This is a genomic window from Rhodanobacter sp. UC4438_H5, assembly GCF_052978405.1.
This window is the reverse complement of record NZ_CM129672.1, coordinates 3,080,672-3,095,524: the sequence shown is the minus strand read 5'-3', so window position 1 is coordinate 3,095,524 and position 14,853 is coordinate 3,080,672. Positions and strand designations below refer to the sequence as shown.

Below are 14,853 nucleotides of genomic sequence, written 5' to 3'. Positions count from 1 at the left end.
AGCACCCCTTGTTACGGCTAACGCTTGAGTTGAGCGGCGGCAGAGCCGTCCGCCTCGAACGAGTGGTTAGGCCGCGCACCGAGGCTGAGCGAGGTACGCCTTGCCTTTGGCCGTGGCCGTGAACGCCGCCGTGCAGTTGTGCTGAGAGCTGACCGGCGCACGCTTGCAGAAATGAACTGTGCTGCGCTGTTTGATACGCCAGCGGATGAGCCCGAGGGCGGACAAGCGTCCGACGATAGACGACAGCTCCTGGAAACTAACGTTGCGCTCATAGTAGGTACCCAGCACTGGACGTGCTGTTTTGAAGTGGATGAACGCGTCCTCAGCCATAGCCAAGACACTGTCCTCTATGTTGGAGAGCGCAAGCTTTTCCATGAGGCCTAACGCTGGAGTTAAGCGGCGGCGAAGCCGTCCGCCTTGAACGAGTAGTTAGAAGGTTGCGACGCCGCTACCTACCGCGTGAACGAGCAAAAACGCACCACCAGCCATAGAGTATCGCGCCGATGCCACCGAAGATGCCGGTCACTGCGCACGCGAACCCCAAAACAAAGAGTACGCGCGCATGCCAGGACATTGCGAGAAGGGTCAGTAAAAAACCGGCGAACGCGAGACACACCGCAACAACGGCCAGTCGCAGAGTGGTAGAAAATGGGGTGATGTTTGGCCCTATGAAAAAGTTACGCACGTCATCTTCTAACGCTGGAGTTAAGCGGCGGCGTAGCCGTCCGCCTTGAACGAATTGTTAGACCTCATCCCACAACTCCCTAGTCTTGGCTTTTTCTATGCTCACTTTTATCCGGGAAACTGACTGCTTCAACTCCCAGTGCGTTCTAAGCAGTTCACGGTACGTCGAGACTTCCTCATACTTTCGTCCGTCGAAGCCTGAGTGGTATGCGTACTCGTACCCTTTTGAGGGCGCACGACGCCAACTGCTGTTCTGCGTGTAGCCAGTCAAGAGTCCACGCGCATCAAGAATCTTGCCAAGAGACGAGATCGCGCGCCTAAAAACGTCGGAGAAGAAGTCATTTTGCGATGACGTGTATAAGTCCTGCTGTTGAAGCTCTTTGTTGTGGGGCCACCGGTCTTTTGGACCCAGCGCAATCAGGCAAATCTCATCAATGTTCTCTAGGAGAGCTACAACATCTCCCTTGAACTCCCGGACAAAATCAACGCCAGCTTCATTGACCTTGGCGTGATTTTCTTCCATCTGGCTAATTGCCTCTTTCTTAATCCACTCTTTAACCTCAGGGACAACAGAGGCGGCGAAGCGCTTGAGAAGATCATCCAGCTGCCTGGAGGTAGGGTCGAGTTTTTTCTCAACTTCCTCCAACTCAGCTTCTAGTTCAGTGCGGCTTTTCATTAGGATTCCTTTGAGCCTCAATTATGAGGTCTAACGCTGGAGTTAAGCGGCGCGCTGCTTTTCGCGCGTCCGCTTGGACGAGATGTTAGACGGTTGCGACGCTGCATGCTCGGGCGACAACGACTGCCACGACGAACGCACAGCTTGAGCAACCGACTACCCCAAAGCTGCCAGCTCTGAATGCCCAGGCTTGCGACGATGCCGCGCGAAAAGTTGCTGCGGCCACGGACGACAAGCCAGCGCGAGGCTGGGCGAAACACATGCAACGAAGAACCCACACGAGCTACCGACTAACGCTGGAGTTAAGCGGCGGCAAAGCCGTCCGCCTTGAACGAGATGTTAGGCATGAACGTAGAAGCCCCACACCCCTGCCGATAGCTCGCCCGCGGCGAACCGAACCCGCTTGCCCCCGTCTTGAATTTCGTACTGCCACATTTTGTGCCGCTGGGCTGGATACGAAGGATGAGGAAGCTCGACGGGCTCCTCCGCAAGCCTGAACCACTTGTGCTTCCAGACATTGAGGCCGCCAAGTCGGAATGCTTGGCCGTCCATTGTGATGCCTGCCGATTTCCAGTTGCTCATGGTGCCTAACGCTGGAGTTAAGCGGCGCGCGGGCTTTTTCGCGCGTCCGCCTTGAACGAATTGTTAGAGCGTACTCGCTGCACAGCATGTGTGACTAGCGCAATGGGAACTCCGTATAAGCCGACCAGGTATGCAACGGCCGAGCCTGCTGCCACAAAGCATATAGCGACCATGGCAAGGACAACGAGCAGCGTAGAGATGACTGAAGCGCGATTTCGTTGCAGCAGTGCCGCGTACAGCGGGCACCCGACTAGTAGCGTGGCCGGTGCAGCGAAGAGCAGCGCAACCGCGAGAAGAGGAAAGGCTGCTAATGGTGCAGACGCCCAATCATGAAGTTGTGGAGTGCGATTGGAGAACGCGATTCCGGCGCCAAGGAGTAGAGATGCTAAATAGCCGCCCGCGAACATGCCGAAAATTCCGCAAGGGATCGTTCTTCGAATGGCCGCGGAATACTTCATGTGCGCTCTAACGCTGGAGTTAAGCGGCGGCGAAGCCGTCCGCCTTGAACGAAATGTTAGGCCACATCAGCCCGCACAGTATTGCGCTGAGTTTGGAAGCTCGCCGGCCAGCCAGCGCTTGTGGATCATGTAGCTCGCACGGTTGAAGGCGCTAAGACTCTCATCGCCGGGCATAGGACGCACCAGCTCTGTAGCCCCCGTTTGCTTGTCTATCTGAAAGGTGCCGGTAACGTGCCCGAGCTGTTCAAGACGCTTGGTGCCGATCCGCCTGTATTCCGTGCAGATGAACTCATAGTGGCATACCTGTTCTGTCTCGGACCGCTTCCGAATGCCGATGTAATGTCGGTCGAGATGGGCCTCTGGCTGCATGAATGTGTCCGAATATGGCCTAACGCTGGAGTTAAGCGGCGGCGCAGCCGTCCGCCTTGAACGAATTGTTAGGCCGCAGCGAGTTCCCGGCGCGCCCGAAAGAAACGGTAAAGCAGCACGCCACCGGCAGCGACCAGCCCGGTGCCGACATACCCACCCAGTGCACAGAGGCCGCCGGCTGACGCCGAGCAAAAGCCCCAAGCGCCGATGAGTGCAGCCGGAATGTAACCCCCGACCGCGAGTGCCAAAGACGCAGCCGCGAACCGGACTGCAGTCGCAGCTGAGAGCCGGGAAGCCATCTGCACGAAGCGCCAAAGTGTCACGACGACACCCGACCAGAATGCAATGAGGCCAGTGGTGTATGCGAGCGCGAATAGACTTTCCATGCGGCCTAACGCTGGAGTTAAGCGGCGCGCGGCTTTTCGCGCGTCCGCTTGGACGACAGGTTAGGTGTGGTGCCGCGCAATTGCATAAGCGAGACAAGCAACCAACCCGATGAGTGCTGCAGCCAAGACTACGGCAATTTTGTTACCTGTTGGGCTACCTGATACGAAGGACTCCGGCCTCTCGCACAACTGCCGCCACTGGGCGTACAGCTCGATACCTACGGCAATGAACAAAGGAACAGATGCGACGACAAGCAAAGCCTTGGATGAGCGAGAGTTGGGGTCTGGAAAGACCAGCCAAGCAGCTACTGGCCAAGTGACCAAGGTGAGTGCCGCAACCTTCCATTTCACAGCAACCGTCACGTGACACCTAACGCTGGAGTTAAGCGGCGGCGAAGCCGTCCGCCTTGAACGAGTTGTTAGAACGAACTTACGGCATTCGCCAAAGACAACAGCGCACTTCGTCTGCTCTGCCGGAAGCAAATAGAACGACTGGAACCTCGCCATTGAGCGCTGGGATTTGATGGTGAAGCCAACCCATAGACTTGCCGAGCAGCCTATAGAAGACAGCCCATGCGACATCTTGAAGCCCTGCGCATTCTTGGATGAGCTGTTCTTGAAATGAGCAGCGGGAAAAGTCCTCTCTACACACCTGCGCGAACGTATTCCAGCCAGTTTTATCGAATGGGTCCATGAGTTCTAACGCCTGAATTAAGCCGCACCGCGAAGCGGTGTCGGCTTGAATGAATTGTTAGGCCGCGTAGCCATGATTAACGACGGCGAGACCTACGTTGTAGCGCATCTACCACTAACCAGAATGAAGGTGCTGCCTGCTCGTCCATTGGGCCAGAGTCTATGAAGAAGTGGGCAATGGTATGAACCTCTCGCTCCATTTTGTCAGGTGTCAGTGAGCTAGCGGCGGAAAGTCGATCGGCAATGCGATCAAGCCATGCTGCGTCAAACGAGGTAGCGCCAGGCGTGTCTTTGAACCTGCGCAACTCCTCAGCGCCTTTTGCCACGAGTTCTGAGATTGCTGCCATAGCGGCCTAACGCTGGAGTTAAGCGGCGGCGAAGCCGTCCGCCTTGAACGAAATGTTAGAACCTAACCGAACAAGTTTTCTGGGCGCGCAGGGCGTGTGTAACTTGAGCCATGCTTGACTAGAGTTTTAAAGGCACCGAGAGACTTTTCGTACCTGTCGAAGTGATTTTTGCAGTGACAAGAGTCGAAATGGTTTCGCGGAACAAATAGGTCACATGCCGCGCAAAAATATTCGTCTTTGGATGGCTCGACGCGGTCGCCGTGTACGAAGTAGCGCGATGGAAGCTTCGATTGCATAGGACTGTCCGTGTGTTCTAACGCTGGAATTAAGCGGCGGCGGAGCCGTCCGCTTGAATGACTGGTTAGGTGCCGCGCGGCACCAGTGGGACGAGAAACGCATGAATTGCGAACATGCATGCAGCACCGGCAAATAATGAAGTGGCGGTAAGCCACCAGCCCTGAGACACGACGAGCCCTGCAAGGACGATGCTAAACAGAAACGGGGTTACAGCAAGCATGGCTGCCGGATGTACAGAGACTGGCTTGTGGCAAGACCGGCAAGAAGCCGTAAGGATGGGTCCCAAACACGACTTCCGGAGCTGGGACATAGCTTGCTTGTGACAGTAGGGACACTCGACCATGTTTGTCTTGACACCTAACGCTAAGTAGACCCCAGATCGGGGCATATGCACGCCATGCTCCGCGCCCGCTGCGGCGCCGTCAAGCGGGGAAGTCCTACGTTCCATCAAGAGTTTGCCCGGCTGCCTTGGCCCGCCGCAAAAGCGGATGCTGGTTTGCATATCTCGCGAAATGAGGTGTGTATGCCTTATCGCCCCGAAAACGCCGATATGCATGCTGGCGCAGGCAAGCCGCCGCGGCTGCTGGACGAAGTACGGAGAGTGCTTCGGGTAAAGCACTACAGTCTGCGTACGGAGCACGTTTACGTGGGCTGGATTCGCCGTTTTATTCTGGCCAACGGCAAACGACACCCTCGCGACATGGGGCCGGCTGAGGTGGAGCAGTTCCTGTCGCAGTTGGCGGTGCAGGGACAGGTGGCGGCAAGCACCCAGAACCAGGCACTTTCGGCGCTGCTGTTCCTGTATCGCGAGGTGCTGCAGGTGCAGCTGCCCTGGCTTGAAGGGGTGACCCGGGCCAAACGGCCTGCGCGGGTTCCTGCCGTGCTTTCGCGCGATGAGGTGACGCGTCTGCTGGCGCGTCTGGATGGGCGGCCTTGGCTGCTGGCAAGCCTGCTGTACGGGGCGGGGCTGCGTTTGATGGAGGCGCTGCGTCTGCGCGTGAAGGACGTGGACTTTGATCGCGGCGAAATTACCGTGCGCGATGGCAAGGGCGGCAAGGATCGTCACACCATGCTGCCAAGGTCGCTGGCCGAGCCCTTGCGCCGCGAAATGGAGCGGGCGCGCCAGTTGCATCAGGCCGATCTTCAGGAGGGTTTTGGTGCGGTTTGGCTACCGTTTGCGTTGGCACGCAAGTATCCATCGGCGCCGCGCGAGTTCGGTTGGCAGTATGTGTTCCCGGCGGCTCGCCGCTCGCGCGACCCCCGCGATGGCTGCGAACGGCGACACCATTTCGACGATGCCTTGCTGGCGCGGGCTTTGAAGAAGGCGTGTCGCGAGGCAGGCATTGCCAAGCCGGTGAGTGCGCACACCTTGCGCCACTCCTTCGCCACCCATCTGCTGGAATCAGGCAGCGATATCCGCACGGTGCAGGAGTTGCTGGGCCACAAGGACGTGAGAACCACGCAGATCTACACGCATGTGCTCAATCGCGGCGGGCATGGGGTGTTGAGTCCGCTGGATCGGTGAACGGCAGAACCGGGACGGGAGTGGGCGCGTGCGCGGGTGGCGTCGCGTGACGGATCTTGCGGGGGGAAGGCATCGCGCACAGGGTGCGCTCCTACAGGGGGAGCGGGGGGCTGCGCGGATGGTTGAGCTGCACGCTGTGCTCGGCGCCGTCGTCGGCGAGCGGGATGCGGCCGTCGGCCTGCACTTCGCCATCGAGCCAGACGGTGCCCGGCGTGCCGGCGTCGCTCTGGCGCAGGTCGATGCGGTAGAGCGTGTCGCGGTGGCGGTAGTCCAGCGTGAAGCCCTCCCACTCCGCCGGCAGCACCGGCGCGAAACGCAGCGTGCCGGCTTCCAGGCGCAGGCCGAGCAGCGATTCCACGATCAGCCGGTACATCCAGCCGGCGGAGCCGGTGTACCAGCTCCAGCCGCCGCGACCGACGTGCGGGGCGACCGCGTAGACGTCGGCGCTGACCACGTAGGGCTCGACCTTGTAGACGTCCATTTGCTCGGCATCGATGCCATGGTTGACCGGGTTGATCATGCGCAGCAGCTCCCACGCGCGGGCGCTGTCGCCGAGTTCCGCAAAGGCCATCGTGGCCCAGATCGCGGCGTGGGTGTACTGGCCGCCGTTCTCGCGCACGCCGGGCACGTAGCCCTTGATGTAGCCCGGGTCCATCGGCGTCTTGTCGAAGGGCGGGTCCAGCAGTTGCACCAGGCCGGCATCGCGGCGCACCAGGTGCCGGTCCAGCGACTCCATGGCCTGGCGCTGGCGCGCCGGCGCGCCGATGCCGGAGAGCACCGACCAGCTTTGCGCGATCGAGTCGATGCGGCACTCGAGGTTGCCGGCGGCGCCCAGCGGCGTGCCGTCGTCGAACCAGGCGCGGCGATACCAGGCGCCGTCCCAGGCGTGCTGCTCCAGCGCGCCGCGAAGCCTGGCCACTTCTTCTTCGCAGCGCTGCGCGAATGCCGCGTCGCCGTGCCCACGCGCCACCTCGGCGAAGCGCTGCAACACCTCGCAGCTGAAGAAGCCCAGCCACACGCTCTCGCCGCGACCGCCTTCGCCGACGCGGTTCATGCCGTCGTTCCAGTCGCCGCCGCGGATCAGCGGCAGGCCGCGTTCGCCGCGCAGGATGAAGCTGCGTTCGATCGCGCGCACGCAGTGCTTGTACAGCGGCTCGAACAGGCCCGAGGGCTGCGGCAGGTCGTACCAGGATTCCTCGCCGGCGTGCAGCGCGCGGCCCTCGATGTAGAACACCGGCACATCGAGCACGGCGCGGTCGCCGGTGGCCTGCACATAGCGGCTGGTGGCCAGCGGCAGCCACAGGTAGTCGTCCGAGCAGGTGGTGCGCACGCCGCGGTCCAGCGGCGGATGCCACCAGTGCTGCACGTCGCCCTCGGGGAACTGGTGCGCCGCGCACAGAAGCAGCTGGGCGCGGGAGAGTTCCGGCGCGGCGTGCACGGTGGCCATCGAATCCTGCAATTGGTCGCGGAAGCCGAACGCGCCGCCGGACTGGTAGTAGCCGCTGCGCGCCCAGATGCGGCAGGCGATGGTCTGGTACAGCAGCCAGCCGTTGGCGAGCACGTCAAGCGCCGGTTCCGGCGTGCGCACCTGCACCGCGCCGAGTACGCGCTGCCAGTGCGCGCGCACCTGCTCCAGCGCGGCCGCGGCCGAGCCGGCGCCGCGGAAACGCTGCACCAGCGCGCTGGCGTCGGCGGCGTCGCGGCCCAGGCCGAGGCGGAAGATCAGCTGGCGCTCGGCGCCGTCGTCCAGCGCCACCTTCGACTGCAGCGCGGCGCAGGGATCGAGTCCGGGGCCGAGTCGACCGGAAAGCTGCTTGCGACCGAGCGCGGCAGGCTTGCGCATGCTGCCGTTGCGGCCGAGGAATTCGCCGCGGTCGCCGTCGATGCCGCGCTCCGGATCGTCCACGTCGAGGAAGGCCACGCGGCCGGGGAACTCGCCGTTGTAGCTGTTGCGGGCGAACAGCGCGCCGCTGGCCGGGTCCGATTCGGTGACCACGTGCATGGCGGTCTTCTCGCGCAGGTCGCCGAGCACCCATTCGACGTAGGCGGTGGCGCTGAGCCGCCGTGGCCGGCCGGATTCGTTGCGCAGTTTCAGCACCGAGAACTTCACCGAGGCATCCAGCGCCACGTAGATCCACAGCTGCGAATGGATGCCGTCCTCGACATGCTCGAACACGCTGTAGCCGAAGCCGTGGCGGGTCAGGTACTGGCCGCTGCCGCGGCACGGCCGCGGGGTGGGCGACCACAGCGTGCCGCTGTCCTCGTCGCGCAGGTAGATCGCCTCGCCGCTGCCGTCGCCGACCGGGTCGTTGTGCCACGGGGTGAGGCGGAACTCGTGCGCGTTCTCGCCCCAGGTGTAGGCGCCGCCGCTCTCGGAGATCACCGTGCCGAAGTGCGGGTTGGCCAGCACGTTGGACCACGGCGCCGGCGTGGCGTCGTTCGCGGCGGAAACGATCACGTACTCGCGGCCGTCGGCGCTGAAACCGCCGTGCGGGTTGCGCAGTTGCAGTTCCGGCAATGCGGCCACCGGCGCCGGCAGCGCCGGCGCGGGGCGTTCGGCGCGGCTGGGCTCGAACGGCGGCGCGTGGGTTTCCAGCTGGCGCCGGCCGATCTGTTCGGCCAGGCTGCCGCGATGGTCGGCCAGCACGATGCGCGCGCTGGCCAGCATCACCATGCGATCCTCGCTGGAGAGCTGCTGCGCCGGGCGCACGAAGATGCCGCCGGAACGATCGAGCAGCCCGGCCTCGCTGCCCGAGGCGATCAGGCCCAGGATCTGGTCCTGCAGTTGCTGGCGGTAGCCGGCGCGGTCCTCGTTCCAGATCACCAGGTCCACCGCCAGCCCCTTCTGCCGCCAGTAGGCATGCGCCTGCACCAGCTGGCGCACCATCTCGATGCGCGCCTCGCTGGCGATCTGCAGCAGCACGATCGGCAGGTCGCCGGAGATCGACTGCCCCCACAACCCGCTCTGCCCGCGGCGGTTGCCGCGCAGCACCGCGGGCTCGGCGCGCAGGCTGGCGTTGGGATACAGCAGCGCGGTGGCCATGTGCTCGTACAGCTGCGCATCGCCCAGGCCGGCGTTGAGCTGGCGCAGCAGCACCTGGCTGTGCGTCCAGGCGAGGTCGAACACGCGGTCGGCAAGGTGGCGGTCGCGGTACTTGCCGATCAGCTGCAGGCAGCCTTCGCGAGAGTCGGCGATGCCGGTGACGTAGTCGATGGTGGCGGTCTGCTCGGGCTGCAGGGTGATGCGGCAGCGGATCGCCACGATCGGGTCGAGCACCGAGCCGGCGCTGCCGGACAGCCGCGTCTGTTCGAGGTCGAGCATCTGCGGGTCGGCCAGGCTGCGGCCGCGGCCGATGAAGCGGGCGCGATCGGTCTCGAACGAGATCTCGTCGATGTCGGCATCGTGCACGGCCAGCAGGTGGAACATCCACGGCGGATGCTCGTCGGCCGCGCGCGAGCGGCGCGTGCACACGATCGCCTGCAGCGCGGGCACCAGCTCGGTCTGCACGAACAGCTTGCTGAACGCCGGGTGCAGCGCATCGGCCAGCGGCGGCGCCAGCACCACCTCGGCGTAGCTGGTCAGTTCGATGGTGCGCGCGCTGCGGCCGCGGTTGGTCAGGTGGGTGCGGCGCAGTTCGATGTCGTCCTCGGGCGAGACGACGATCTCGGTGTGCGCGTCGAACTCGCGCTCGCGCACGCGGAACTCGGCGCGCGCCTCGGAGAAGATCGCCTCGTACAGCTCGGTCTTGTGCCGCGTGGGCTGGTAGGCGGTGGACCAGTACGCACCGCTGGCGACGTCGCGCAGGTAGCAGAACATGCCCCAGTGGTCGCGCGTGATGTCCTCGCGCCAGCGCGTCAGCGCCAGCTCGCCGCGCCGGCTGCTGCCGCCGCCGGCGCTGGACAGCATCACGTGGTAGCGCCCGTTCGACAGCAGCTGCACCGCCGGGCGCGGCCGGTTCGGGTCGCCGAACACGCGCAGCCGCGCCTCGCTGGTCGGCTCGGCCGCGTTGCTGTCGGGGAAGCCGGACGCGTGCAGGTATTCGGCGGCGGTGCGCGGAATGCGCTCCTGCAGCAGCAGGCTGGTGGCGCGGAACTGCGGATCGGCGGCGAAGCGCCGCTGCATCGGCCGGTCGAGCAGGGCGAAGTCCAGCGCCAGCAGGCTCATGCCCTGGTGGTGGGCCATGAACGAACGCACCAGCGCCGAGCCCTGCCCCACCGGCAGCCGCGCCGGGGTGTAGTCGACCGCCTCGTACATGCCGTAGCGGCCCTGCACGCCCTCGCTGGCCAGCCGCTGCAGGTTTTTCGTGGCTGCGGCCGGCGCGATCATCAGCGCCAGCGCGCTGGCGTAGGGCGCGATCACCACGTCGTCGCCGAGGCCGCGTTTCAGGCCCAGACCGGGCACGCCGAAGGCGCGGTACTGGTAGGTGAAGTGCGCGTCCAGGATGTTGTAGCCGGACTCGGACACGCCCCACGGCACGCCGTGCTGGTTGCCGTACTCGATCTGCCGCGCCACCGCCGCGCGGCAGGTCTGGTCGAGCAGGGTGTCCTCGTAGCCGGGCATCACCAGGTTCGGCATCAGGTACTCGAACATCGAGCCGGTCCACGACAGCAGCGCCGGCTCGCCGCCCACCGTGGTGAGCAGGCGGCCCAGCGCGAACCAGTTGTCCTGCGGCAGCTGGCCCTGGGCGATGCCGACGAAGCTGGCCAGCCGCGCCTCGGAGGCGAGCAGGTCGTAGTAGCCGGCGTCGAGCCGGCGCGCGTCGACGTTGTAGCCGATCGCGAGCAGGTCGCGTGCGCTGTCGTAGAGGAAGCGGTAATCCATCCGCGCCAGCTCGTCGGCCTGCTGCGCCAGCTGCTCGATCAGCGCGATGCGCTCGCGGGCGTGCTCGCGGATGGCCTCCGCGTCGTGCTCGCCCGACCAGCGCAGCGGCTCGATGCGGCTGAGCACGGCGAGCGTGGGGATGCCGCGCAGGGCGTCGGCGTCATCGTCCACCGGGTCGAGCCGGAAGCGGGCGGTTTCCTCGCACAGCTCGTCCAGCTGCGCGCACAGCGCGTGCAGCCAGTAGCCCGCGTCGCTGTCCGGATGCGGCGCCAGCGCGGGCGCCAGCGCATGGGCGTGTTCGCGCTGGCGCTGCAGCAGCGCCAGCGCCGCGCCGGTGGTGGTCGGCGGTTCGTCCAGCGCCTCCTGCAGCTCGACCTGCAAGCGGTGCAGCGGCTCGTGCTCCTGGTCGAGCGCGTCATGCAGCAGTTGCAGGGTGTCGAGCAGCCCCTGCAGCACGCGCGGACGGAATACCGGAGCGTGGATCAGTTCCAGCAAGCCCGGGCGCAGGGTCAGCAGGTGGCCGGCGAGGTTGCCGCTGTCCACCGCCGAGATGTACTGCGGCGCCAGCGGCTGCAGCGTGCGGGTGTCGTACCAGTTGTAGAAGTGGCCGCGGTAGCGCGGCAGTTGCTGCAGGGTGGCGAGCGTGTCGCGGCTGCGTTCGAGCAGGCGGCCGGTGCCGAGAAAGCCGAAATCCCACGCGGCCAGGTTGGCCAGCAGGGCCAGGCCGATGTTGGTCGGCGAGGTGCGCGAGGCGATCACCGGACCGGGCTGCACCTGCAGGTTGTCCGGCGGCAGCCAGTGTTCGGTGGCGTTGACGTGGCTGTCGAAGAACGCCCAGGTCTGTCGCGCCAGCGTGCGCAGGAAGCGCGTCTGCGCCGCGTTCGGCACGAAGGTGTCGGGCCGGCGCGGCTGGCTGACCCACCAGGCGATCGCCGGCGACAGCAGCCACAACGCCAGCAGCGGCCACGCCAGCCACAGCACCATCGGCCGCTGCAGCGCCAGCGCCACGGCCAGGCCGAGCGCCAGCGCCGGCCCGATCCACATCTGCCGCCACACGGCGCCGGGCGCATTGCTGCTGCGCCGGGCCACCTCGCTGGAGGTCTGCCATTGCAGCAGGTGGCGATGGCTGACCGTGATCCGCCACAGCGTGCGCACGATCGCGTCGAGGTGGTAGAGCGCCTCGTGCGGCAGCCAGGCCAGGCCCAGCGCCATCCGCGCGACGTGTTGCAGGCCGTCGGCGAAGCCGGCGCGCAGGTGCTGGTCCAGCTGCACGTCCTTGGGTTTCTGCACCAGCTCCAGCAGCGCCGACAGCAGCGGCGGCACCAGCACCATCGCCAGCACCGCGACCGTCCACGACAGCACCGGCGAGAGCAGCAGCCAGCCGCACACCAGCAGGCCGAGCACCGCCGGCGGCACCAGGCTGCGGCGCAGGTTGTCGAGGATCTTCCAGCGCGACAACGCGGTCAGCGCGTTGCGCCGCCAGCCGTCCTTCGCGGTCGGCGCCCACGGCAGCAGCCACGGCAGCAGCTGCCAGTCGCCGCGAATCCAGCGATGTCGTCGGCGCACGTCGGCACCGTAGCGGGCCGGGTATTCCTCGAACAGTTGCACGTCGCTGAGCAGGCCCGAGCGCGCGTGGCAGCCCTCGACCAGGTCGTGGCTGAGGATGCGGTTTTCCGGAAAGCGGCCATCGAGGGTGCGCTCGAACGCATCGATCGCGTAGATGCCCTTGCCGATGAAGGAGCCTTCGCCGAACACGTCCTGGTAGACGTCCGAAACCATCTGCGTGTACGGGTCGATGCCGGCGTCGCTGCCGTACAGCTGCGCGTAGCGCGAACGCGCGGTGCTGGGCAGGCTGATCCCCACACGCGGCTGCAGGATGGCGTAGCCGCTGACCACGCGCCGGCGCACCGGGTCGTACACGGCGCGGTTGAGCGGGTGGTCGATGCTGCCGACGAAGGCCTGCGCCGCGTCGCGCGGCAGCTCGGTGTCGGTGTCCAGGGTGATCACGTACTGCACCGGGCCGAGGGCGTCGATGTCGCCGACGATGCGCGCGAAGCGGCCGTGGCCGTTGCCGCGCAACAGCGCGTTGAGGTCGGCCAGCTTGCCGCGCTTGCGCTCGTGGCCCATCCAGCACTGCTCGCCGGCATTCCAGCGGCGCGGACGGTGGAACAGGAAGAAGCGATCCGACTCGACGCTGGCGTAGCGCTCGTTGAGCGCCTCGATGCGCCGCTGCGCCAGCCGCAGCAGGGCCTCGTCGCCGGGCAGGGTTTCGCTGTCGGCATCGGCGAAGTCGGTGAGCAGGGCGAAGTGCAGGTTCTCGTCGCGGTTACCGAGGAAGCGCACCTCCAATGCCTCGACCAGTTCCTCCACGTCGCTGGCGCTGCCGAGCATGCTGGGCACCGCCACCAGGGTGCGCGCGCTGGCCGGGATGCCGTGGACGTAGTTCATGCGCGGCAGCGGCTGCGGCGCGATCGCCAGCGTGGCCATCCAGTTGAGCAGGCTGGAGCCGAGCTGGCTGGCCACCAGCAAGGCCATCACGGCGATCGCCAGCAGCCAGCCCACCGCCAGTTCGTCCTCGGCGGCGGCCACCACCAGCGGCTCGGCGATGGCCACGGTCAGCACGACCAGCAGCCCGAGGTAGATCGACACCGGGGCGCGGTCGAAATGGCGGCGCAGGCGATCGGCGAGGCGCGGGCGCACGCCCAGGTGCTGCTCCAGCTGCGGCCGGCCGCGATCGATCAGGTACCAGCCGACGTGCCGCGGCAGCGCCGGAGCCGGCTCGTTCGGCGAGGCGGCGCGGCACAGTTCCACCGTGGCGGCGGCCACGCGCACCTCGTCCAGCCGGTGCTGGCGGGCCAGCCGCTCCACCACGTGGCGATAGCGGTCGCGGGTGGCGAAGTTCATCTCCGCGTAGACGCCGGCCGGGTCCTCGCGCAGCTGCTGCTCGACCAGGCTCACGCGCTCGACGAAATCGCGCCAGTCGATCGCCGACAGCAGGCGCAGGCTGCCGATGCTGTTGCTCACGCTCACTTGCGCGGCGGCCTGCTGCTGCGCCTCGCGCTGCACCAGGTGCTCGATGCTCTGCCCCGATTCGGACAGGCGCTGCTCGATCCAGCTCAGCGGCAGCGCCAGCGCCGGGCTCTGCCCCTGCAGCCGGCGCGCCATCTCGGCCACGAACGGACCGTTCATCGGCGGGTCGGAGCGCGCCATGTCGGCCACCACCAGCACCACCGAGTTGGGTGCGCGCTCGGCGGTGGCGGTCATCGTGTCGGCCCAGCGCGCGGCCTGGCCGCGGTGGCGCCAGTCGGCCATCACCCGCGCGGCCACGCGGCGCAGGTTCTCGATCAGCGCCAGCCGCAGCATGATCGGGATCGCCCACAGCTCGCCCAGTCGCAGCGGCGTCACTTCCTGGTAGGCGTGGATGAAGCGGTGCAGGCCGGCGGTGTCGATGCGGCCGTCGCCGTGGGCGATGATCTCCAGCGCGATGTCGTAGACCCGCGGCAGCCCGGCCGAGGCGCCGTTGTCCAGTCGCGGCAATTCGCGGCTGTAGCCCTTGGGCAGATGCCGGCGGGCGATGCGGATCTGTTCCTCGATCAGGTAGAAGTTGTCCAGCAGCCACTCGGCCGCCGGCGTGATCCGCCGCTTGCGCCGGGTCGCCTGGGTCAGCCGCTCGCAGCTGTGGGTGATGACCGCCTCGTTGTCGGCCAGCCGGCCGAGCAGCAGATCCATGCTGGAGCGTTCGCGCAGGCGGTGCTGGCCGGCCAGCTCGCGGCCGTGCTGTTCCATCTGCTCGGCATTGAACAGCTCCGCGCGCAGCGCCGGCTCCTGCTCCGGCCGCGTGCGGGCGGCCACGCGGCGGCGGCGGAAGGCCTGCAGCCGGCGCAGCTTGAGCCGATCCAGGACGCTGCCGATGTTCAAGCGAAAAACTCCTTGCCGGGGAAAACGAAAGAGCGCCGACGATGCCGCCGCGCGGCACGCGGGCCGCGCAGGCAGCAAGGCCGGACGTCGCCGGCG

6 protein-coding genes are annotated in these 14,853 nt (G+C 66.0%); 1 reads left to right on the top strand and 5 read right to left on the bottom strand.

What is annotated here, in order from left to right; translation table 11 throughout:
- Positions 1–66: 66 nt before the first annotated feature.
- The 4 genes from ACVCL9_RS14190 to ACVCL9_RS14175 form a co-directional block, all read right to left on the bottom strand.
- Positions 67–375, bottom strand: coding sequence for a hypothetical protein (locus ACVCL9_RS14190; RefSeq protein ID WP_447097642.1), 309 nt, complete (start codon positions 373–375; stop codon positions 67–69).
- A gap of 367 nt (positions 376–742) precedes the next feature.
- The gene (locus ACVCL9_RS14185; RefSeq protein ID WP_447097643.1) at positions 743–1,360 is read right to left on the bottom strand and encodes a hypothetical protein; all 618 of its coding nucleotides are present in this window, start codon (positions 1,358–1,360) and stop codon (positions 743–745) included.
- Between the two features lie 339 nt (positions 1,361–1,699).
- On the bottom strand, positions 1,700–1,942 hold the full coding sequence (locus tag ACVCL9_RS14180; RefSeq protein ID WP_447097644.1) for a hypothetical protein: 243 nt from the start codon (positions 1,940–1,942) through the stop codon (positions 1,700–1,702).
- A 524-nt stretch (positions 1,943–2,466) separates the two neighbouring features.
- Positions 2,467–2,769 (bottom strand): hypothetical protein, encoded by a 303-nt coding sequence (locus ACVCL9_RS14175; protein ID WP_447097645.1) that lies wholly within the window; start codon positions 2,767–2,769, stop codon positions 2,467–2,469.
- 2,246 nt (positions 2,770–5,015) lie between these two features.
- Between ACVCL9_RS14175 and ACVCL9_RS14170 the strand changes: the two genes are divergently transcribed.
- The gene (locus tag ACVCL9_RS14170; protein WP_447097646.1) at positions 5,016–6,017 is read left to right on the top strand and encodes an integron integrase; all 1,002 of its coding nucleotides are present in this window, start codon (positions 5,016–5,018) and stop codon (positions 6,015–6,017) included.
- A gap of 91 nt (positions 6,018–6,108) precedes the next feature.
- On the opposite strand, the gene ACVCL9_RS14165 is transcribed toward ACVCL9_RS14170, so the two are convergent.
- Positions 6,109–14,757: a GH36-type glycosyl hydrolase domain-containing protein gene (locus ACVCL9_RS14165; RefSeq protein ID WP_447097647.1), complete on the bottom strand. Its 8,649-nt coding sequence runs from the start codon at positions 14,755–14,757 to the stop codon at positions 6,109–6,111.
- Between the last annotated feature and the right edge of the window lie 96 nt (positions 14,758–14,853).